The 21,287-nt window shown below is 68.0% G+C and carries 20 protein-coding genes and 1 pseudogene; 5 read left to right on the top strand and 16 right to left on the bottom strand.

Annotated elements, in window-relative coordinates:
- The first annotated feature begins 88 nt into the window (after nt 1-88).
- Together QM619_RS09575 and QM619_RS09570 are read left to right on the top strand one after the other, a co-directional pair.
- Nucleotides 89-520 (top strand): hypothetical protein, encoded by a 432-nt coding sequence (locus QM619_RS09575; RefSeq protein WP_415107384.1) that lies wholly within the window; start codon nt 89-91, stop codon nt 518-520.
- Nucleotides 517-1,800, top strand: coding sequence for a hypothetical protein (locus QM619_RS09570; protein ID WP_415107381.1), 1,284 nt, complete (start codon nt 517-519; stop codon nt 1,798-1,800). Before QM619_RS09575 ends, QM619_RS09570 begins: the two co-directional genes overlap by 4 nt.
- Before the next feature lie 29 nt (nt 1,801-1,829).
- Here QM619_RS09570 and secA read toward each other — a convergent pair whose 3' ends face one another.
- The 4 genes from secA to QM619_RS09550 form a co-directional block, all read right to left on the bottom strand.
- Nucleotides 1,830-4,697, bottom strand: a complete 2,868-nt coding sequence (secA, locus tag QM619_RS09565) for a preprotein translocase subunit SecA (protein ID WP_415107378.1) — start codon at nt 4,695-4,697, stop codon at nt 1,830-1,832.
- A gap of 189 nt (nt 4,698-4,886) precedes the next feature.
- Nucleotides 4,887-6,281 (bottom strand): GntP family permease, encoded by a 1,395-nt coding sequence (locus QM619_RS09560; RefSeq protein WP_415107375.1) that lies wholly within the window; start codon nt 6,279-6,281, stop codon nt 4,887-4,889.
- 73 nt (nt 6,282-6,354) lie between these two features.
- Entirely contained in the window at nt 6,355-7,986 is a 1,632-nt protein-coding gene (locus tag QM619_RS09555) for an N-acyl-D-amino-acid deacylase family protein (protein WP_415107373.1), read from the bottom strand.
- Between the two features lie 9 nt (nt 7,987-7,995).
- The gene (locus QM619_RS09550; RefSeq protein ID WP_415107370.1) at nt 7,996-9,309 is read right to left on the bottom strand and encodes an amino acid deaminase; all 1,314 of its coding nucleotides are present in this window, start codon (nt 9,307-9,309) and stop codon (nt 7,996-7,998) included.
- Nucleotides 9,310-9,478: 169 nt separating this feature from the next.
- On the opposite strand from QM619_RS09550, the gene QM619_RS09545 reads away from it, so the two are divergent.
- Together QM619_RS09545 and QM619_RS09540 are read left to right on the top strand one after the other, a co-directional pair.
- On the top strand, nt 9,479-10,255 hold the full coding sequence (locus tag QM619_RS09545) for an IclR family transcriptional regulator (RefSeq protein ID WP_415107367.1): 777 nt from the start codon (nt 9,479-9,481) through the stop codon (nt 10,253-10,255).
- Nucleotides 10,252-10,653: a RidA family protein gene (locus tag QM619_RS09540; protein WP_415107364.1), complete on the top strand. Its 402-nt coding sequence runs from the start codon at nt 10,252-10,254 to the stop codon at nt 10,651-10,653. Before QM619_RS09545 ends, QM619_RS09540 begins: the two co-directional genes overlap by 4 nt.
- Nucleotides 10,654-10,804: 151 nt before the next feature.
- On the opposite strand, the gene QM619_RS09535 is transcribed toward QM619_RS09540, so the two are convergent.
- Entirely contained in the window at nt 10,805-12,010 is a 1,206-nt protein-coding gene (locus QM619_RS09535; RefSeq protein ID WP_415107361.1) for a winged helix-turn-helix domain-containing protein, read from the bottom strand.
- 83 nt (nt 12,011-12,093) lie between these two features.
- Entirely contained in the window at nt 12,094-12,756 is a 663-nt protein-coding gene (locus tag QM619_RS09530; protein WP_415107358.1) for a peptidylprolyl isomerase, read from the bottom strand.
- Between the two features lie 67 nt (nt 12,757-12,823).
- On the opposite strand from QM619_RS09530, the gene QM619_RS09525 reads away from it, so the two are divergent.
- Complete coding sequence (locus QM619_RS09525; RefSeq protein ID WP_415107356.1) at nt 12,824-13,465, top strand: cob(I)yrinic acid a,c-diamide adenosyltransferase; 642 nt, start codon at nt 12,824-12,826, stop codon at nt 13,463-13,465.
- Nucleotides 13,466-13,678: 213 nt separating this feature from the next.
- Here the strand turns inward: QM619_RS09525 and QM619_RS09520 are convergent, their stop codons facing one another.
- From QM619_RS09520 to QM619_RS09475, 10 genes and pseudogenes are all read right to left on the bottom strand, one after another.
- The gene (locus tag QM619_RS09520) at nt 13,679-14,137 is read right to left on the bottom strand and encodes a DUF2550 domain-containing protein (protein WP_415107353.1); all 459 of its coding nucleotides are present in this window, start codon (nt 14,135-14,137) and stop codon (nt 13,679-13,681) included.
- 27 nt (nt 14,138-14,164) lie between these two features.
- Nucleotides 14,165-14,578 (bottom strand): F0F1 ATP synthase subunit epsilon, encoded by a 414-nt coding sequence (locus tag QM619_RS09515; RefSeq protein WP_415107350.1) that lies wholly within the window; start codon nt 14,576-14,578, stop codon nt 14,165-14,167.
- A 2-nt stretch (nt 14,579-14,580) separates the two neighbouring features.
- Nucleotides 14,581-16,038 (bottom strand): F0F1 ATP synthase subunit beta, encoded by a 1,458-nt coding sequence (atpD, locus tag QM619_RS09510; protein ID WP_415107347.1) that lies wholly within the window; start codon nt 16,036-16,038, stop codon nt 14,581-14,583.
- A gap of 22 nt (nt 16,039-16,060) precedes the next feature.
- A complete protein-coding gene (locus QM619_RS09505; protein ID WP_415107344.1) occupies nt 16,061-16,969 on the bottom strand; it encodes a F0F1 ATP synthase subunit gamma in 909 nt (302 codons plus the stop codon).
- Between the two features lie 149 nt (nt 16,970-17,118).
- Nucleotides 17,119-18,610: pseudogene (gene atpA, locus QM619_RS09500) on the bottom strand (F0F1 ATP synthase subunit alpha); the annotation flags it as partial.
- A 41-nt stretch (nt 18,611-18,651) separates the two neighbouring features.
- Nucleotides 18,652-19,446: a F0F1 ATP synthase subunit delta gene (locus tag QM619_RS09495; protein WP_415107341.1), complete on the bottom strand. Its 795-nt coding sequence runs from the start codon at nt 19,444-19,446 to the stop codon at nt 18,652-18,654.
- Entirely contained in the window at nt 19,443-19,970 is a 528-nt protein-coding gene (locus QM619_RS09490) for a F0F1 ATP synthase subunit B (RefSeq protein WP_415107338.1), read from the bottom strand. Before QM619_RS09490 ends, QM619_RS09495 begins: the two co-directional genes overlap by 4 nt.
- Nucleotides 19,971-19,980: 10 nt before the next feature.
- The gene (atpE, locus tag QM619_RS09485) at nt 19,981-20,205 is read right to left on the bottom strand and encodes an ATP synthase F0 subunit C (protein WP_415107335.1); all 225 of its coding nucleotides are present in this window, start codon (nt 20,203-20,205) and stop codon (nt 19,981-19,983) included.
- 46 nt (nt 20,206-20,251) lie between these two features.
- Nucleotides 20,252-21,061, bottom strand: coding sequence for a F0F1 ATP synthase subunit A (gene atpB / locus QM619_RS09480; protein ID WP_415107332.1), 810 nt, complete (start codon nt 21,059-21,061; stop codon nt 20,252-20,254).
- Between the two features lie 19 nt (nt 21,062-21,080).
- Nucleotides 21,081-21,275: a hypothetical protein gene (locus QM619_RS09475; protein WP_415107329.1), complete on the bottom strand. Its 195-nt coding sequence runs from the start codon at nt 21,273-21,275 to the stop codon at nt 21,081-21,083.
- Between the last annotated feature and the right edge of the window lie 12 nt (nt 21,276-21,287).

The following is a 21,287-nucleotide window of genomic DNA, read 5'->3' as shown; positions in this document are numbered from 1 at the left end:
CGGTCTCCCGCCCGCGCTGGGCCAAAGGACGTCCACGTGGCGATCCCGGCGAGCCGAACCAAGGGTCGGGCCGTGCAAGAATCGGCTGGTGCGCAGCTTGCTCTCGGTGGTGGCATTCGTCTTGGTACTCAGCGGATGTGCCGGCGGGCCACCGGCATCGAGCAGCCCGGCGGCTTCGGCGTCCGGATCGTCCACTCCGGTGACCACCCCCTCGTCGAGTCCCTCGCCGACCGTCGCCAGCAGCACACCTACCCCGGATGTGCGGACGATCACGATCGAGTTGGCCAACGGCAAGGTGTCGCCGAGCGGTGCCCGCGTCGACCTGGCGAAGGGCGACGCGTTCGTTCTCGACATCACTTCGGACCGCGATGACGAGGTCCACGTGCACGGCTTCGACAAGGAGATCGAGGTGTCGGCGGGCCAGCACCTGACGGTGCCGATGGTTGCCGACCGCACCGGCCGCTACGAGGTGGAGTCGCACCATCCCGAGATGCTGATCGTGGTGCTGCAGATCCGGTGAGACTGCCGCTGCACGGCCTCGGTTCGCGGCAGGACCTGCCGCTGCCGTTCGAGTTCGTCCTGCTGGGGGCCGCGCTGGCTCTGGTGGTGTCGTTCGCCGTGTTGGTGGCCGCTTGGCGCCGTCCCCGCTACACCGCGGCGCGCGGTGTCCCGCTGCCCGGAATGACCCGGCTGGTGGACGCCCCCGTCGCGCGTGCCGGCGTCCGGCTCGTCACCTTGGCGCTGTACGCCTGGATGGCGATGGCCCTCTGGTTCGGGCAGGACCGGGTGACCAATCCGGTGTTCGGGTTCGTCTTCGTGTGGCTGTGGGTGGGTTTGGTGCCTGTCTCGCTGCTGTTCGGGCCGGTGTGGCGCCGGGCCAATCCGCTGCGCACGCTGGCCCGGCTCGTGGCGCCCCGCGGGCCGCTGCGTCCGCTGCGGGAGAAGACCTGGCGCCGGATCGGCGTCCTGCCGGGGGTGCTGACGCTATTCGGTTTGGCCTGGCTGGAACTCGTCCAGCCCGACAACAACACGCTGACCGTGCTGCGCTGGTGGACGCTGGCCTGGCTGGTGATCGTGCTCGGCGGTGCGGTGCTGTTCGGCGAACGATGGGTGGCGGCGTCCGACCCGTTCGAGGTGTTCGCCGAACGGGTCGCCACCCTGTCGCCCTGGCAACGGATCGACGACGTCCTTCACCTCGTCGACCCGCTACGGCATGCGGCGACCGCCCCGACGCCGCGCGGGACGGCCTGGGTGAGCTGCGCCCTGCTCGGCATCACCGCCTACGACAGCTTCACCAACACCACCGGCTGGGTGGGCTGGGTGCAGTCGTCCACGCTGCCCCGCGAGTTGTGGGGTACCGCCGGACTGCTCGCCATGACACTGCTGGTGGCCGGGACGTTCGCCGTGGCGGCGCGCGCGACCGCCGTCGGCTGGACGAACACCGCCGCGGCCAGCCTGGTGCCGATCGTGATCGGGTATTCCGTCGCGCACTATCTGAGCCTGCTGGTGCTGGAGGGGCAACGCACCGCGATTCTGGCGTCCGACCCGCTCGGCCTGGGCTGGAACGTGTTCGGCACCGCCGAACTGGGCGTGAACACCGGCATCTTCGACTACCCCGAAGTGGTCGCCGTCATTCAGCTGGCGGCGATCGTGATCGGGCACCTGCTCGGCGTGCTGCTCGCCCACGACCTGTCGCTCGCCGCCCTGAAGGGACGCCGGGTGATCCTCGGCCAGCTGCCGATGCTCATTCTGATGGTCGGCTACACCTGCGCCGGACTGCTGCTGCTGTTCTCGCCCTGAGCTGCCCGGCAGAACCCTCGAAGAGCCGCTCAGCCGCGGCGTCCGTGGCACATCTTGTACTTCTTGCCCGAACCGCAGGGGCAGGGCGCGTTGCGTCCGACACCGGCGTAGGGGTCCTCGTCGTCGTCGTCGCGGCTGCTCACGGCCTCGCCGGTCTCGGAGGGGGCCGAGTACGCCATCGGACGCTGCTGCCGCTCCCCGAGCCCCTTGGCCTGGACGACCGGACGGGCCTTGGGCTCCTCGGCAGCCTTCGGTTCGGCCTCGGCCTGGTCGGCCGCCTCGGCTTCGTCCGTGGTCACCGAGGCGATCAGCTCGTCGAGCACCTCGGCCGACATCGGGACGCCGGCCGCGTCGGTCTGCAGGCCGACCGTCGGCGGCTGCTGCACCTTGACCTCGAGGTTGAACAGGAAGCCGACGACCTCTTCCATGAAGGCTTCCATCATGGCGTTGAACATGTCGCCGCCCTCGCGCTGGTACTCGACCAGCGGGTCGCGTTGCGCCATCGCCCGCAGCCCGATGCCCTCGCGCAGATAGTCCATCTCGTAGAGGTGCTCACGCCACTTGCGGTCGAGCACAGTGAGCAGCACCTGGCGCTCCAGTTCGCGCATGGTGTCTTCGCCGAGTTCGGCTTCGCGCCGGTCGTAGGCGGCTTGGGCGTCGGCCTTGAAGTCCTCGACGAGCTCGTCGGCGGTCATCTCGACGCCCTCGTATTCGGCGAGGTCCAGGCCGACCGGGTACAGGGTGCCCATCTGGGTCCAGAGCTGCTCCAGGTCCCATTCCTCGACGAAGCCCTCGGTGGCGCCGCGGACGTACTGCTCGACCACCGAGTCGACGGTGCCGCGCAGCTGCGTCTCGACGTCCGCGCCCTCCAGCACCCGGCGCCGGTCGCCGTAGATGGCATGCCGCTGCCGGTTCATCACGTCGTCGTACTTGAGCACGTTCTTGCGCATCTCGAAGTTCTGCGCCTCGACCTGCTCCTGGGCCTGCTGGATCGAGCTGCTGACCCGCTTGTTCTCGATCGGGACGTCGTCGGGCACCTTCAGCGCGACCATCACCCAGTTGATGATGTCGGACTTGAACAGCCGCATCAGGTCGTCCTCAAGGCTGAGGTAGAACCGGCTCTCGCCGGGGTCGCCCTGGCGTCCGGAACGACCGCGCAGCTGGTTGTCGATCCGGCGCGACTCGTGCCGCTCGGAGCCGATCACGTACAGGCCGCCGAGTTCGACCACCTCGTCGTGCTCGGTGGCGACCTGCTCTTCGATCTCCCCGATCACCTTCGCCCACTCGACCTCGTACTCGTCGGCGTGGGTGACCGGGTCGAGGCCCTTCTCGCGCAGCACCGCGTCGGCCATGAACTCGGGGTTGCCGCCGAGGATGATGTCGGTGCCTCGTCCGGCCATGTTGGTGGCGACGGTGACCGCACCCTTGCGTCCGGCCAGGGCGATGATCGCCGCCTCACGGGCGTGGTTCTTCGCGTTCAGCACCTCGTGCTTGACCCCGGCCTTGGTGAGCAGCTTGGACAGTGCCTCCGACTTGGCCACCGACGCGGTGCCGATCAGGATCGGCTGACCCTTCTCGTGCCGCTCGACCACGTCGTCGACGATGGCGGCGAATTTTGCCGCCTCGGTGCGGTAGATCAGGTCCTTGGCGTCGACTCGGATCATCGGCTTGTTGGTCTCGATGGGCAGCACGCCGAGGCCGTAGATCTTCTGGAATTCGCTCTCCTCGGTCTTCGCCGTGCCGGTCATGCCGGCAAGCTTGTCGTACATCCGGAAGTAGTTCTGCAGGGTGATCGTGGCGAGGGTCTGGTACTCGTCCTTGATCTCGACCTTCTCCTTGGCCTCGAGCGCCTGGTGCAGACCCTCGTTGTAGCGGCGTCCGATCAGGGTGCGGCCGGTGTGCTCGTCGACGATCAGCACCTCGCCGTCGAGAATGACGTAGTCCTTGTCCTTCTTGAACAGCTCTTTGGCCTTGATGGCGTTGTTCAGGTACGAGATGAGCGGCGTGTTGGCGCTCTCGTAGAGGTTCTCGATGCCGAGCCGGTTCTCCACCTCGGTGATTCCGCCTTCGAGAATGGACACGGTGCGCTTCTTCTCGTCCACCTCGTAATGGGTGTCGCGGACCAGCCGCTCGGCGATCTTGGCGAACTCCGGATACCACTGGTGATTGTCCTCGGCCGGCCCGGAGATGATCAGCGGCGTCCGGGCTTCATCGACCAGAATCGAGTCGACCTCGTCCACGATCGCGTAATGGTGGCCGCGCTGCACGCAGTCGTCCAGGGACAGCGCCATGTTGTCGCGCAGATAGTCGAACCCGAATTCGTTGTTGGTCCCGTAGGTGATGTCGGCGGCGTACTGGCGGCGCCGTTCGGCGGGCGTCATATGCGCCAAGATGACGCCGACCTCGAGACCCAGGAAGTGATGGACACGGCCCATCTGCTCGGACTGGTACTTGGCGAGGTAGTCGTTGACCGTGACGATGTGGACGCCCTTGCCGGTCAGCGCGTTCAGGTACGACGGCATCAGCGCGACGATGGTCTTGCCCTCGCCGGTCTTCATCTCGGCGATGTTCGCCCGGTGCAGCGCCACGCCACCCATCATCTGGACGTCGTAGGGCCGCTTGCCGAGCACCCGCCGGGTCGCCTCGCGGACGGTGGCGAACGCCTCGGGCAGGATCGCGTCGAGGCTCTCGCCGTTCTCCAGCCGCTTGCGGAACTCGTCGGTCTGGCCGCGAAGCTCCTCGTCGCTCATCGCTTCGAAGTCGGGTTCGATCATGGCCACCTGATCGGCAACCCGGCGCAACTCTCTGAGCTTGCGCCCGTCGCCCATATGCAGCAGCTTGTCGAGAACACCCACGGTGGATTCACCACTTCCCGGTCGATGACAGTCCCGCGCCATCCTAGCCTCGATCCACCGATGGGCGCCGGTGGCTCGGTCACGGCGGGCAGGCGTCCGAGCGACCCGGTGGCCGGTGGATCGAAGGGGACGGTTCCCGGCGTCCCACCGGTTCGGCTGCCGACACGGACCGACGGTCCGGCTCACCGTGAGATGAGCCGGACCGCCTGTGCACCGCTGGGTCTCGATTCGCTATCTGACGACGAGGAACAGCAGGGACGCCATCGCGAAGCCGACCACCGACAGCACCGTCTCCAGCATCGTCCAGGTCTGCAGGGTCTGCTTGACCGTCATGTTGAAGTACTTCGCAATGATCCAGAAGCCGCCGTCGTTGACGTGGCTGGCGATGATCGAACCGGCCGAGATCGCCATCACGATCAGCGCCAGCTGCGGCTGCGAGTACTCGCCGCTGGTCAGCACCGGCGCCAGGATGCCGCCGGTGGTGACGATCGCCACCGTCGCGGAACCCTGCGCGATCCGCATGCCGCAGGCGATCACGTAGGCCGACACGATCAGCGGCAGACCGGCCGCCGACAGCGTGCCGGCCACCGCCTTGCCGACGCCGGTCGCGGCCAGCACGGCACCGAAGAAGGCACCAGCACCGACCACCAGCAGGATCATGCCGACCGGCTTCAGCGACGATCCGCTCAGCTCGCCCAGCTCTTCGGCGGTCATGCCCTGCCGGAATCCCAGCAGCCACATCGCCATCAGCACCGCCACGGTGAGCGCGATGCCGGGGTTGCCGAAGAAGATCAGGATGTCGCGCAGCGCACCCTCGGGGGCGAAGATGTTTCCGAAAGTGCCGCCGAGGATCAGGATCATCGGCAGGCCGATGACGAACAGCACCACACCGATGCCCGGCTCGTGGCCCTTGGCCTCTTCGGCCTCGGGGACGATCCGGTCCTCGGGCACCGCCACGACGACCCGCTTGCCGATCCAGGTGCCCCAGACGATGCCGCCGACGAACCAGGCCGGGATGCCGCAGGCCAGGCCCATGATGATGATCCAGCCCAGCTCGACGTGGAACAGGCCGGCCGCCGCGACCGGGCCCGGGTGCGGCGGCAGGAAGGCGTGCGTGATCGACAGACCCGCCAGCAACGGCAGCGTGTACAGCACCAGCGAACGGCCACCGCGGACGGCGGCGACGTAGATCAGCGGCGCCAGCACGAAGATGCCGATGTCGAAGAACACCGGAATGCCGAGCACGAAGCCGGTGACACCCATGGCGAGCGGGGTGCCCTTCTCGCCGAAGATCGACACCAGTTTCCCGAGCAGAACCTCGGCACCGCCGGAGCGTTCCAGGATCGCGCCCAGCACCGTGCCGAGACCGATGATCAACGTGATGTGGCCGAGGATGCCGGCGAACCCCTTCTCGATCAGGGCGTCCGAGCTCTTGATCGGGGTGCCGACCAGGTCGGGAATGCTCACCCCGCCGGCCAGCGCCACCACGACGCCGATGCCGACGAGTGCGATGAAGGGTTCGACCTTCAGCTTGATGATCAGGAAGAGCAGGAGTGCGATGCCGAGGCCGGCCAGCGTCAGCAAACCGGCCGTGTCGTGGCGTAGCCAGTCGAGGAAGGCGTCCATGGTTTCTCCATTCAATGGTTGGGGTGACCGGGCCGGGTCAGCGCTGCTGGGCCGGCCGGACATCGGGGTGGGCTCAGCCGTCTACGCGTGCCGTCCCCTTCGCAGTACGACGCAGGGCACGCCCCGCGCGGGCACCGGTCGGAGCGCCGTCCGCGATCGCGGCGACACCGTTGACGAATACGTAATGGACGCCGGCAGCGGGCTGCCGCGGTTCCGGGAAGGTCGCCGTGTCGGCGATCGTGTCGGGGTCGAAGAGCACCAGGTCGGCGGCGTAGCCGTCGCGGACCAGGCCGCGATCGACCAGCTTGAGCCGTGCGGCGGGACGTCCGGTGAGGTGGTTGACGGTCTCTTCCAGGCTCATCAGACCCAGTTCGCGGCAGTAGTGACCGAGGTAGCGCGGGAAGGTGCCCCAGGCCCGCGGGTGTGGCTTGCCGCCGACCAGCAACCCGTCGCTGCCGCCGGTGTGCACCGGATGCACCATGATCGCCCGGACGTTCTCCTCGTGGCCGACGTGCTGCAGGATGCCGGTGCCGCACCGGTCACGCAGAAGGATGTCGACGAAGGTGTCGAACGGCTCGGCCCCCCGTTCGGCGGCGATCTGCTCGACGGTCTTCCCGACGATGTCGGCCAGCTCCGGGTTCTGGACGCCGCTGATCTCCAGCGTCTCCCATTCGGCAATCACGCCGTGGCAGCCGTCCGAGCCGTCCACTTCGAGGGCTTGCCGGATCCGGGCCAGCGTCTCCGGGTTCTGCAGCCGCTCCAGGGTGGCGTCGATGCCGCCGGACGCGCTCCAGCTGGGCAGCACGGCGGCCAGCGTGGTGGCGCCCGGCAAGTAGGGGTAGGTGTCCAGGGTGATGTCGACCCCTTCGGCACGAGCCGCGTCGATCAGCGCCAGGAGCTCCCCGGCCCGGCCCTTGTTGACCCCGAAATTCATCGTGGCGTGGGCCAGATGCAGCGGGCAGCTGGTGGCCCGGCTGAGCTCGATCATCTCGGCGTAGGCCTCCAGCGCACCCTTGCCGTAGGAACGCTGGTGCGGGTCGTAGAAACCGCCCAGCTCACCGACGGTGGTCAGCAATGCCTCGAGCTCGGCGGTGTCGGCGTACATGCCGGGGGTGTAGGTGAGGCCGGACGACATGCCGATGGCACCCTCTTCCATGCTGTCGCGGATCACCTGCTGTTGCCGCGCGATCTCCTCGGGGGTGGCCGGCCGGTCGTCGAAGCCGACCACCAGGGCGCGCAGGGTGCCCTGCGGGATCAGGTAGGCGGCGTTGGTCGCGATCCGGTTGCCGTCGGCGTCCGGACGGTCCAGCCGGTCGAGGTACTCCCCCACGCTCCGCCAGTCCCAGTCGAAGTCGTCGGGGTTGGAGTTCCAGCCGGCGATCTGCTGGCGGACGCCGTCCAGCGTCCGGTCGTCGACCGGAGCGTAGGAAAGGCCGTCCTGGCCGAGCAGTTCGGTGGTGACGCCTTGGCTGAGCTTGGCGTAGTGGTCGGGGTTGACCAGCAGCTGCAGGTCGGAGTGGGCATGCATGTCGATGAAGCCGGGGCTGAGCACGAGTCCGGTGCCGTCGATCGAGGTTCCGGACGCGGTCAGCGATCCGGGGTCGGCGATCCGGGCGATCCGGCCGTCGGCGATCTCGACATCGGCTTGGTAGCGGGGGTCTCCGGTGCCGTCCACGACGGTGACGTTGCTGATCAGGGTGGTCATCGGGTCTCCTCAGAAGAACGTGCGGACGGTGCCGACGACGGTCGGGTTGGCAGGGTCAGCGGTGCCGTCGAGCACCGGCATCAGGGTCCACTTGTCCAGCGCGGTGCACGGGTGCGACAGGCCGAGCCGCACCACCTCTCCGGGCTGCACCTCGAGCTCCTCCGGGTAGCGCAGGAACGCGTGCTGGTCGTTCACCGCGGTGATCGCCGCGCCGGGCAGCGGCCGCAGCGGCTCGCCGAGCCCCTGCCCGACGCCCAGCGGTACCGGCAGGCCCTCGTCGAACGGCAGATCGCGCTTGCCGCCCTCCAGGATGGCCAGTCCCGGCTCGGTGCGCGAGACCACCCGCGCCCAGAACTGCATCGCCGAGACGAAGGCGGTATCGGCGTCCGGGTCGGTGCGGGAGAACGGTGAGATGCCGCGGTAGAAGCCGTCGTCGTGAATCACGTAGGCGCCGCTGCGCAGGATCACCGCGACGCCGGGTGCCGTGCACGGCCCGAGAATCTCGACCACATCGTCGAAGTAGGCGCTGCCGCCGGCGGTCAGGATCACCTCGTCGGTGTCATAGCCCTTGTCGGCGGCAAGTGTCTCGTGCAGTCGGCGGAAGTCGTTCAGGTAGGCCCGGACAGGGGCGAGGCCGGCGTCGTCCCAGGCATGCGAGAGCGCGCCCTCGTAGCCGCTGACGCCAGCCAGTCGTAGCCGTGGCGCGGTCCGGACGGCGCGGGCGACCTCAAGGGCAGCGTCCACACCGCGGGCTCCGGTGCGTCCCCCGTGCCCGCCGATCTCGACCAGCACCTCCAGCGGTCCGGCGTCCGCCGCGGCGAGAATGCGCTGCAGTCGTTCGACTCCGGCCACCGAATCGACCCAGGAGACGATCCGGGCACCGGACGCCACCTCGCCGGCCACCCAGGCGATGGCCTGCGGATCGGTCAGGCTGTTGGCCAGCATCAGCACCTCGACGCCGAACCTCCGGGCCACCCGCAGTTGTGCGGCGTTGGCCAGCGTGATTCCCCAGGCACCGGCGGCGAGCTGGTCGGCCCAGAGTGCGGGCGCCATCGTGGTCTTGCCGTGCGGCGCGAGCCGGACCCCGTGCGCGGCGCACCAGCGGGCCATCTTCGCCACATTGCCGCGCAACGCCGCGGCGTCCAGGGTCAGCAACGGGGTCTGCAGGTCGGACAGCCGCAGCGATCCGGAGCCGAACTCGTCGGCCGTCCGGCCGTGCATGGCCGCGGGAACGGCCTTGTGCCGCCAATCGAGCAGCTCGGCACCGAGATCGTCGACCGCCTTCGTGTCGATTCCGAGCCGGCAGGATTGACCCTCGCCCATTACTGCTACACCCTTCTCCCAGGCCGTCCTGACAAGGGCGGACCTCAGGTTGCACATTTTGCAACATTGATTGCATTTTTGGCCTGCCCATGTTTAGCATTGGGTTTTCCTCACCGTCAATAGACGTGCAGGCAAGCGATGCCCGAAACCTAGGCCGAGCGGAGTCTCGATGAGTCAGAGCGTGCGACGCGCCCTCGACCTGCTTGGCCGGTTGGCGTTCGGACCCGCATCGCTGGACGACCTGGCCCAGGACGCACCGGTGCACAAGACGACGGTGATGCGGCTATTGCAGTCATTGGAGGAGAAGAATTTCGTGGTGCGCGACTCGCAGCGGCGGTACACGCTGGGGCCGAAGTTCTTCGAGCTGTCGGCGTTGGCGTTGGAGCAGCGCGATATCCGGACGATCGCCCGGCCGCACCTGCAGCAGCTCGCCGCACGCACCGGGCACACCGTCCACCTGGCGGCCTTCGAGGGACCCGAAGTGGTCTACCTGGACAAGATCGAGTCGCGTCAGCCGGTCCGGATGTACTCCCGGATCGGCTTGACCGCGGCCCTCCACGCCGCCGCCGTGGGAAAGGTGCTGCTGGCCGGTCTGTCGCAGGAGCAACGGGCGAGCGTGGTCGCCGGCCTGACCCTGCGTCCGCTGACCCCGCGGACGATCACCGACCCGGCCCGGCTGCTCGCCGAACTGGACGCCACCGCCACGCAAGGCTGGGCCGTCGACCTCGCCGAGCACGAGGAGTTCGTGCATTGCGCCGCCGTCGGGGTGCGCGACGCTCGCGGTCACATCGTGGCCGCGGCGTCCTGCTCGGTACCGTCGGTGCTGCTCGAGGGCGGCCGCGACATTCACGACCTGCTTCCCGATATCACCACCTGCGCCGAGGCCATTTCCGCCGACCTCGGCTGGGTTCCCGTCGAAATTCCCGTCGAAAGGACGCCATCATGACCAAGGAGATCGTCTTCACCACCGATGCCCCCGCGCCGGCCCACGTCTTCTCCCAGGGGGTGAAGAAGGGCGGGCTGTTCCAGGTCTCCGGCCAGGGGCCGATGGATCCGGTGACGAACACCTACATCGGCGAGGGCGACGTCAAGGTGCAGACCCGGCGGACGCTGGAGAACGTGAAGGCGATCCTGGCCGCCGGTGGCGCGTCGGTCGACGACGTCATCATGTTCCGGGTCTACCTGACCAAGCGCGAGGACTTCCCGGCGATGAACGAGGTGTACGGCGACTTCGTCGCTGAGAACTGCCCCAGCGGCAAGCTGCCCGGTCGCACCACGGTCTTCGTAGACCTGCCGCACGAGGTGATGCTGGTCGAGATCGACGCCCTCGCTGTCACCGACTGACCATCGCGCCGCCGCACGTCATCCCGGCGACCAGTTCACGTCATCCCGGCGAACGCCGGGATCTCACCCAACACCGACCGCCAGCCACCGAGAGATCCCGGATCAAGTCCGGGATGACGGGATGACGGATCAGTGTCACGCCGAGGAAAGTTCAGCAGACCGCGGCCAGATCGCGAGCCAATGTGCCGCGGTCGGCGACCGCGACGGCGTCCAGCCCCAGCCACTCCCCCATCAGCCGGAGTTCGTCGCGGAGCCGGGACGCCACTTCGGATCGTCGCGGCTCGGCGTCAGGTTCGAGCCAGGCCGACTGCACCTGTAGCACGCCACGAGACCGCTCAGCCTTCAGATCGACGCGTGCCACCAACTCGTCGTCGGCCAGGAACAGATACACGTAATACCCGTAGTCGCGCTGGGCGGCCGGGGTGTAGATGCCGATCCGGTAGTGGACGCCGAACAGCTCCCAGACTCGTGGCCGGTGGTGCACCAGGGTGTCGAAGGGCGCGATCAGCGCCTGCCCGGCGAGTCGTCGTGGACGTCGGGCGCCCGCGGCCAGCCAGAACTGTTGCGGCAGTCCGGCGACCCCCACCGGCTCGAGGACGCCTGACGCCTCCAGCCTGGTGACGGACGCCCGTGCTGCCGGCCCGCGCAGATAGAAGTAGTCGGTCAAGGCCTTCAGGTCGGCGATGCCGAGAGCATTCGCGGAGCGGGTCACCAGAGTGTCGTAGGACTCGTCGTCGGTCGGATCGGGCTGGTCCAGCACCGCCGCCGGCACGACCCGCTCGGCCAGGTCGTAGCACCGTTCGAACGCGGAGTTGCGGCTGGCCACCGCCACTGTGCCGCTGTCGAACAGGTATTCGAGCACGTGTTTGGCCTCGGACCAGTTCCAGCCCCATTGGTCCTTACGGCGTTCCTCGGCGTTCTCGATCTGCCGCGCGGACAGCGGTCCGCCCTGTGCGACATCGGCAAGCACCCGCTCCAGCAGGTCTGGTTTGGTGTCCAGAATCCGGCCCAAGGCGTCCCGTTCGCGGCCGGCACGGCGGCGCATCGCCATCCGGAACGCAGGCTGCAGGCTGACGTCGATGAGGCAGGCGGCATGCCCCCAGTACTCGAACAGTCGCCGCGGCGCGCGTTCGGACGCCCGGTCGAGCAAAGCCGGGTCGTAGTCGCCGAGCCGACTGAACAGCGGCATGTAGTGCGCCCGGACCGCCACGTTCACCGAGTCGATCTGAAACTGCGCCACCCGGTCGATCACCTGCTGGACGTGCCGCAGGGTCACCGCGCCGGACGGCCGCGGGCGTCCGAACCCTTGGGCGGCCAGCGCGATCCGGCGGGCCTGAGCGATGCTGAAGATCGGCATGGGCCGCATGCTAATGAGTCCCACCGACAGAATTTCCGAGCCAACTCCGGTTCAGCTCAGGAACAGGCCTCGGAAACGGCGTTTCAGGCGACGCTTGCCTTGATGATCCGGAAGGCGTTCTTGGGCACTCCGGTGCCGTCGCCGTACCTGCCGTCGTGTCCCTCGGCGGCCATCGCCTTGATCACCTTCAGCGAGGCCTCGTCGATCCGTCCGAAGACGGTGTAGTCGGGGTTCAGCGGGACATCCTCGAAGACGATGAAGAACTGCGAGCCATTGGTGTTGGTGCCGGCACCAGAGTTCGCCATCGCCACGGTCCCCGCCGGATAGCCGGCCCCGTCGATCTCGTCGTCGAAGCGGTAGCCGGGGCCGCCGCTTCCGGTGCCGGTCGGGTCCCCACACTGGACCATCGCCAGGCTGGACGCGTCCCCCAGCCGATGGCAGCCGGTGTCGTCGAAGAAGCCCTGTTTGGCCAGCGACTCCATCGAGTTAAGCGTGCACGGCGTCCGGGCGCGGTCACCGGTGATCGTCACCGTGCCGCCGGTCATGGTCAAGGTGATCGTCGCCGTCCCGACCGTGGACGCCGTGGTCGGCGGAGGGTTCACCGGCTTGTCGGGCGTCCCTGAGGCGGGGTACGAACAGGACGCCGTCCCCGGCTCGGGAGATGCCGGCGCGGTCGGCGCGGTGCCGGTCGAACAGCCGGCGAACAGCAGGGCGCCGCAGACGATCATGGGGGCTGGTCGGATCACCCGCCCGAGTCTGCCACAGCCGGCTGGGCGACCGGTTGAGCAGCGCAGTCGCGTCTAGGCTGACGGCATGGTCCGCCTCACGAAAATCTACACCCGCACCGGCGACGCCGGGCAGACCCGGCTCTCGGACAACTCGGTCGCCGCCAAGAGCGATCTGCGCGTCGAGGCCTACGGACAGGTGGACGAGGCGAACGCCGTCCTCGGTGTGGCGACCGCTCGCGGCGATCTGCCGGACGATCTGAACGCGGCGCTCCGGCTGATCCAGAACGAACTGTTCGACCTCGGGGCCGACCTCTCCACTCCGCTTGCCGAGAACCCGCCATGGGAGCCGCTGCGAATCGTCGGAACCAGCATCGACCGCCTGGAGCGATGGTGCGACGAGTACTCCGCGAAGGTCGGTCCACTGAACTCGTTCATCCTGCCGGGCGGCACCCAGACCGCGGCCCAGCTGCACGTGGCCCGCACCATCGTCCGGCGCGCGGAGCGGACCGCCTGGCGGGCGGCGCAGGAGTACGGCCTGGACGTCGAGGGCGGGCTGAACACGCTGGCCCTCACCTATCTGAACCGGCTCTCCGACCTGTTGTTCCTGGCCTCGCGGGTGGCGAACGCCGACGTCGGCGACGTCCTCTGGGTGCCGGGCACCGATCGGACGCCGGTCGAGCCCCGCGCCGCCGAGCGTCGCCGTAAAGCCGTCGAAGGGAACCATTGACTCGCCACATCAGGATCAGGTGAGACGAAAGGACCGTCCCGGTGACCAAGACTGCCTTTGTAGAGATCCCGGCGTCCCCCGGGATGACGAGGACAACCTCGACCAACGAGTAGCCGGCAGTGACGCAAACCAGGAAGCGGAGTGGGTCGCACCCCAACCACAGAAAAGGTCTCGACACGCTCGACCAACGGAGGTCGGGTATCGGCGAGAAGATCAGTGGGGGGACGCCGGGGAACGCCGATAGCGCATGCCGGGCGGGGAGGCGTCCAGCCAGCTGAGCAGCCCGGTCAGGGAATCGGGTGCCATCGCGAGTTCCACCTGCTCGGCGGGGCCGTGCAGGCTGACGATCCGCTGGCCCTCCAGCAGCCAGGCGACCTCGTCGGCCTCCGGGAGGCGTTGCTCACCGGCGCGGATCTCGTCCCGCTCGAACCGACGGCGCGGCCACAACGACAGCGAGAATGCCGGGAACCATTGCAGTTCGTGCTCCCGATAACGCGCGACTCCGAGCACCCAGTGAGTGCCCGGAGTCCGCGTGGGTGGGTGGTAGCTACAGGCGAAGCTGCCGCCAGCGCGTGACAGCCAGCGGCGGCGGAGCCAGATCCAGCCGATGACGACCGACAAGGCGAGGAGCGCGATGATCAGCACTACTTCGACCGTGCCGATCACGTTCATCCTCGTACCCTCCCCGTACGTGGCCGATCAGGCGCTTTGTGCCTTCTTGGCCGCCGCGATCTGAGCGCGCGCCCTGGCGAAGTGCTGGCGGGTTTCCTCGCTGTTGTCGCCGTCGTTCATCTTCTTCCAGGCCTCGCGACGCTCACGTTCCGCCTCGTCCAGCAGAATCTCGTGGGCAAGCCGTCCGTACTGGCTCAGAATCGCGACCCGGTTCTCCGCGACCGAGATGAAGCCGCCGTCGACCGCGATCACCTCGCGCCGGCCGTCCACGGTGAGCACCTCGGCAGCCGAGGGTTCCAGCAGCGCCAGCAGCGGCTCATGGTTGGCCATGATGCCGATGTCGCCCTCGACGGTGCGGGCGATCACCGACAGTGCCTCGCCCTCCCACACACGATGATCGGCCGCCACTACCTCGACGAACAGGACGTCGCCTTCGGCCACGATCAGCCTTCCTTCTGGATGCGGTCCCAGTTCTCCATCACCATGTCCATGCCGCCCACGTTGAAGAAGGCCTGCTCGGCGACATGATCGACCTCGCCGTCGCAGATCATCCGGAACGACTCGATGGTGTCGGCCAACGGAACGGTGGAACCGGGGACGTTGGTGAACTTGGTTGCCATGTAGGTGTTCTGGCTGAGGAACTGCTGAATCCGGCGGGCCCGGCCCACCAGGATCTTGTCCTCTTCGGAGAGCTCGTCCACACCGAGGATGGCGATGATGTCCTGCAATTCCTTGTTGCGCTGCAGGATCTGCTTCACCCGTGTCGCTGTGTCGTAGTGCTCCTGGCCCACGAACTGCGGGTCGAGGATGCGGCTGGACGAGGTCAGCGGATCGACCGCCGGGTACAGACCACGCGAGGCGACCTCGCGGGAGAGCTCGGTGGTGGCGTCCAGATGGGCGAAGGTGGTCGCCGGAGCCGGGTCGGTGTAGTCGTCGGCGGGCACGTAGATCGCCTGCATCGAGGTGATCGAGTGGCCGCGGGTCGAGGTGATCCGTTCCTGCAGCTGACCCATCTCGTCGGCCAGGTTCGGCTGGTAGCCCACCGCGGACGGCATCCGGCCGAGCAGGGTGGAGACCTCGGAGCCGGCCTGGGTGAACCGGAAGATGTTGTCGATGAACAGCAGCACGTCCTGGTTCTGCACATCGCGGAAGTACTCCGCCATGGTCAGCGCCGACAGCGCCACCCGCAGTCGGGTGCCCGGCGGCTCGTCCATCTGACCGAAGACCAGGGCGGTGTCCTTCATGACGCCGGCCTCGATCATCTCGTGGATCAGGTCGTTGCCCTCACGGGTGCGCTCGCCCACGCCGGCGAACACCGAGGTGCCGCCGAAGTTGTGCGCGATGCGGTAGATCATCTCCTGGATGAGCACCGTCTTGCCCACGCCGGCACCACCGAACAGGCCGATCTTGCCACCCTTGACGTAGGGGGTGAGCAGGTCGAGCACCTTGATGCCGGTCTCCAGCATCTCGGTCTTCGGCTCCAGCTGATCGAACCGGGGCGCCCCCCGGTGGATCGGCCAGCGCTCGGTGATCTCGATGCCGGACGGGTCCTCGTTGAGGCAGGTGCCGGTCACGTCCCAGACCCGGCCCTTGGTGACGTCGCCCACCGGCACCGAGATCGGACGCCCCGTGTCGACCGCGCGAGCACCGCGGCGCATGCCGTCGGTCGGCTTCAGCGAAATCGCCCGGACCATGTTGTCGCCGACGTGCAGGGCGACCTCGGCGTAGATGGTGCGGGTCTGCTCGCCGGCCTCGATCTCGACCAGCAGAGCGTTGTTGATGTCGGGCATCGCGTCGGCCGGGAACTCCACGTCCACGACCGGGCCGATCACCCGCGCCACCCGGCCGACGACGCCCTCGGCGCCTTCGGTGGCGGTGTTGCTGTCCAGTGTCACGGTCATTGATCCACTCTCGTCTCGTGCCCTAGTCCTGGGCGGCCGCATCGGCCAGCGCGCCCGCGCCGCCGACGATTTCACTGATTTCCTGGGTGATCTCCGCCTGACGGGCCTGGTTGGCCTGGCGGGTCAGGCTCTCGATGAGCTGTTTGGCGTTGTCGGTCGCCGACTTCATCGCCCGCTGCTGGCTGGCCAGCTGGGACGCCGCCGACTGCAGCAGGTAGAACCACACCCGGCTGCGGACGTACATCGGCAGCAGCGCGTCGAGCACCGTCTCGGGGTCTGGCTCGAACTCGTACAGCGGCAGGATCTCGCCCTCGGCAGGCTCGTGCACGCCCTCGACGATCTCCAGCGGGAGCAGGCGCCGGGCCCGGACCTCCTGGTTGATCATCGAGTTCATCCGGGTGTAGACGCCGTAGATCGCGTCCACGCCGCCCTCTTCGTAGGGGGTCAGGAAGTCGGCGATCAGGGCGTCCGCGATGTCTTGGGCGTGATGGAAGGTCGGGGCGTCCGAGAAGCCTTCCCACGACCGCCGGATCGGCAGGTTGCGGAAGTTCATGTACGCGATGCCCTTGCGGCCCACCGCGTACCGGACGACCTCGGTGCCCTCGCGTTCCAGCCGCTCCCGCAGCCGGGCGGCGGTCTTGATCGCGTTGGTCGAGTAGGCGCCGTTCATGCCCCGGTCGGACGTGATCACCAGCATCGCGACCCGCCGGTCCTTGACGGCCGGCTCGGTCAACGGGTGCTTGTCGTGGGAGTAGGTCGCCACCGCGGACACGGCCCGGATCAACTCGGTGATGAAGGGCTCACCCTCCTGTGCCTTGCGCTGCGCCTTGATGATCCGCGACGCGGCGATCAACTCCATCGCTCGGGTGATCTTCTGAGTGGCTGCGACCGACTTCCGTCGTTGTCGCAGCTCACGCAAGCTCGCAGCCATCGATCAGTCCTTCTGGGTCTCGATGGTCTCCACGCCGATGTCCGAGTCGCTCAGCGGTCGGTGACCGCGCTCTTCGGCGACCACGGCCCGCTCGTCCTGAGCGTGGAACTGGCCCTTGAAGTCAGCGATGGCCTTGGCCACCGCGTTGGCGGTGTCGTCGTCCCACTTGCCCGTCTCGGCGATCGTGGTCAGGATCTCGGTGCGGCGACGGAGATAGTCCATCAGTTCGCCCTCGAAGCGCAGGATCTCGTTCACCGGGATGTCGTCGAAGTGACCGTTGGTGCCGGCCCACACGCTGACCACCTGCTCGGCCACCGGAAACGGGCTGTACTGCGGCTGCCGGAGCAACTCGGTGAGCCGGGCACCCCGCTCCAGCTGGCGGCGCGACGCCGCGTCCAGGTCGGAGGCGAACATCGCGAACGCCTGCATGTCGCGGTACTGGGCCAGGCCGATCTTCAGCGTGCCGGAAACCTGCTTCATCGCCTTGACCTGCGCGTCGCCGCCGACGCGGGACACCGAGATGCCGACGTCGATGGCCGGACGCTGGTTGGCGTTGAACAGGTCGGACTGCAGGAAGATCTGGCCGTCGGTGATCGAGATCACGTTGGTCGGAATGTAGGCCGAGACATCGTTGGCCTTGGTCTCGATCACCGGCAGACCGGTCATCGAGCCGGCGCCCAACTCGTCGGAGAGCTTGGCGCAGCGCTCCAGCAGGCGGGAGTGCAAGTAGAAGACGTCGCCGGGGTAGGCTTCGCGGCCCGGCGGACGACGCAGCAGCAGCGACATGGCGCGGTAGGCCTCGGCCTGCTTGGTCAGGTCGTCGAAGACGATCAGGACGTGCTTGCCGTTGTACATCCAGTGCTGGCCGATGGCCGAGCCGGTGTACGGGGCGATGTATTTGAAGCCGGCCGGGTCGGACGCCGGGGCGTGCACGATCGTGGTGTACTCCATCGCGCCGGCCTCTTGCAGGACGCTCCGCAGCGCCGCGATCGTGGAACCCTTCTGGCCGATCGCCACGTAGATGCAGCGCACCTGCTTGGTCGGATCGCCGGTGTCCCAGAACGCCTTCTGGTTGATGATGGTGTCGATCGCGATCGCGGTCTTGCCGGTCTTGCGGTCGCCGATGATCAGCTGGCGCTGGCCGCGGCCGATCGGGGTCATCGAGTCGATCGCCTTGATGCCGGTCTGCAGCGGCTCCTTGACGCTCTGCCGCTCCATCACGCCGGCCGCCTGCAACTCCAGCGGACGGTTGCCCTCCAGATCGGTGATCTCGCCCAGGCCGTCGATCGGGTTGCCCATGGCGTCCACGACCCGGCCGAGGTAGCCGTCGCCGACCGGCACCGACAGGATCTCGCCGGTGCGCCGCACCGTCTGGCCCTCTTCGATGCCCTCGGAGTCGCCGAGCACGACGACGCCGATCTCGCGGACGTCGAGGTTCAGCGCGATGCCGCGGGTGCCGTTCTCGAACTCGAGCAGCTCGTTGGCCATCGCCGAAGGCAGGCCTTCGACCTTGGCGATGCCGTCGCCGGAGACGGCGACGGTGCCGAGCTCCTCACGGGCGGCGGTCTCGGTGGAGAAGCTGGACACAAACTTCTCCAGGGCCTCCCGGATCTCGTCGGGACGAATAGTCAGTTCCGCCATTATTGGATCCTTGTCCTGTCTTCGTTCGAGTGGATGTTCGTTCAGCCGAGCTGACGGCGGGCATCTTCCAGGCGGCCCGCCACTGTGCCTTCGATGATCTCGTCGCCGACGGTCACCCGCACGCCGCCGATCACGGCCGGATCGACCAGGACCTGCAAGCTCACCTCACGGCCGAGCTGCCTGGTCAGCGCCGCAGCCAGCCGTCCCTGCTGTTCGTCGGACAGCGGACGAGCCACCACCACACGCGCGAGCGCCCGCTCACGCAGCGCGGCGGCCAGTGTCAGGTAGCTGTCGACGGTGAGCTCGAAGCTGCGGGAACGGGCCGCCACGGCACGCCTGGCCAACTTCGTCGTGGCCGCCTCGACGCGGGATTCGATCAGGTCGGCGACCAGCTGTTGCCGCGCCGCCAGCGGGGCGCTGCGATCGCTGATCGCGCTGCGCAACCCGGAGTCCGCGCTGACCAGCCGCTCGAACCTGAACAACTCGTCTTCGACCGCGTCCAGCGTGCCGGCGGCCTGCGCCACGGTGAGCACAGCGCGTACCCCCTGCCGCTCGAGTGCCGCGGCGAGCCCGGAGGGGCTCGCCCAGCGCAGCCCGACGGCAGCCCGGACGACTTCGCGGGTGGCCACCCCGAGCCGCTCGGCGAAGAGCGCGTCGAGCAAGGCGCCGCGTTCTGCGTCGCCCGCACCGGGATCGGTCAGCGCGCGCCGCAGGGCCGGCTGCCGGTCGAGCAGGTCGACGACCGCGAACAGCTCGTCGGCGAGTTCCGGGGTGACCTGGACGGAGTCGAGCAACCTGTCCAGCTCACCCAGCCGGGCCTCGTGCGTGCTGCTCATACCCGCTCCGCGTCGTTCGCCTCGAGGTCGGCCAGGAAGCGGTCGACGGTGCGCCGGGCCCGCTCGTCGTCGGTCAACGACTCGCCGACGATCTTGCCTGCAAGGTCGGTGGCCAGCGAACCGATCGCGCCGCGCAGCTGTTCGACGGCTTGGACACGCTCGGCCTCGATCTGGGCCTTGGCCTGCTCGACCAGCCGGGCGGATTCCTGCTGTGCGTCGGCACGCATCTCGGCGAGGATCTGCGCACCTTGGGCCTTGGCCTCCTCGCGGATCCGGCTGGCCTCTTCCCGTGCCCCGGCGAGCTGCTCGCGGTACTGAGCGAGCGCCGCCGCGGCCTCGTTCTGGGCCGCCTCGGCCTTCTCGATGCCGCCCTGGATGGCTTGGGCGCGGGCTTCGTAGGTCTGCTCGAATTTGGGCACCACGAGCTTCGCCACGCCGTACCACACCGCGAGGAACAGCAGGATCCCCGCGATGAACTCGGGCAGCGCCGGAGCCAGCGGCCCCAAGCTGATTTCGAGGGTCATCGCGGCGGCCTCAGCCGAGCACGAACGCCAGCGCGATACCGATGATGGCCAGCGCCTCGACGACGGCGAAGCCGAGCCATGCGGTGCCCATCAGCGCGCCACGGGCCTCGGGCTGGCGCGCGGTGCCGTTGATGACCGCTGCGAAGATCAGTCCGACGCCGACGCCAGGGCCGACCGCGGCGAGGCCGTAACCGACCATGTTCAGAGATCCGGAGATGTCCAGAAGGGTGAGCATCGATGGTCCTTTCGGATGGGTTTTCTGTTTCGTTGGAACGTGTCGGTCAGTGCTCTTCGGCCAGTGCCGAGGAGATGTATTGGGCGGCCAAGACGGTGAAGATGTAGGCCTGCAGGCAGGCGACGAACATCTCGAGGCCAAAGATCGCGCCGCTGAGCAGCCAGGAGGCGGCGCCGGCGACGACCAGGCCGGCCTGCGCGGTCTCCACCAGCATGGTGCCGCCGACCACGAAGACGATGACCAGCAGGTGGCCGGCGAACAGGTTGGCGAAGAGTCGCAGGGCCAGCGTGACCGGCCGGACGACGAAGTTCGACAGGAACTCCAGCGGGATCAGGATCGGCCACATCGGCCACGGCACACCAGGAGGCAGCGACATCCGGCGGACATAGCCGAAGAAGCCCCACTTCTTGATGCCGACGGCGTTGTACATGATCCACACGATCAGCGCCAGGGCATACGGGAACCCGATGCTGGAGAAGGTGGGCAACATGAAGACGAAGAACTGACCGAACAGGTTGTTGATCAGAATGAACGTGAACAGCGCCAGCAGGAACGGCAGGAACCGCCGGTACTCGTGGCCGAGCACGTCGCGAGCGATTCCGTTGCGCACCAGGTTGTACAGCGACTCTCCGGCGAACTGCCGCTTACCCGGCACGGTCGAATGCCGGCGCGCCAGCCACATCCAGAGCGCGACCACCAGCACTGCCCCGAGCACTGCCTGGAAGAGGTGGTTGTCGATCCAGTCGACGCCGGCGCCTGGGAAAAGCGGGCGTGGGTCGAAACTGTGTACCCCCGGAGGCCAGTGGCTCTCGTCGCCACCGCCCTCGAGGGGGAGGATCAGGCTGAGCCGCCCCATCGCACCTCCACTTCCGTCGTCATGCCGTTCGTCCGTAGCGCTTATGTATCAGGTAGACGCCACCAGCGGCACCGAGAACGATGCCGACCGGAAGGGCGAATGATGTGCCGAGCCAGTGATCGATCAGCCAGCCGACACCGCCATAGAGCAGCACTCCGCTGAGGAGGTAACTGACACACCGCAGCCCCTCATCGAGACCGCGGCGCTCTTCCATGACTCGCGTGAG

The sequence above is a fragment of the Micropruina sp. genome (genome assembly GCF_047606665.1).
Taxonomy (GTDB): Bacteria; Actinomycetota; Actinomycetes; order Propionibacteriales; family Propionibacteriaceae; genus Micropruina.
This window is presented reverse-complemented; position numbering and strand designations above follow the sequence as displayed.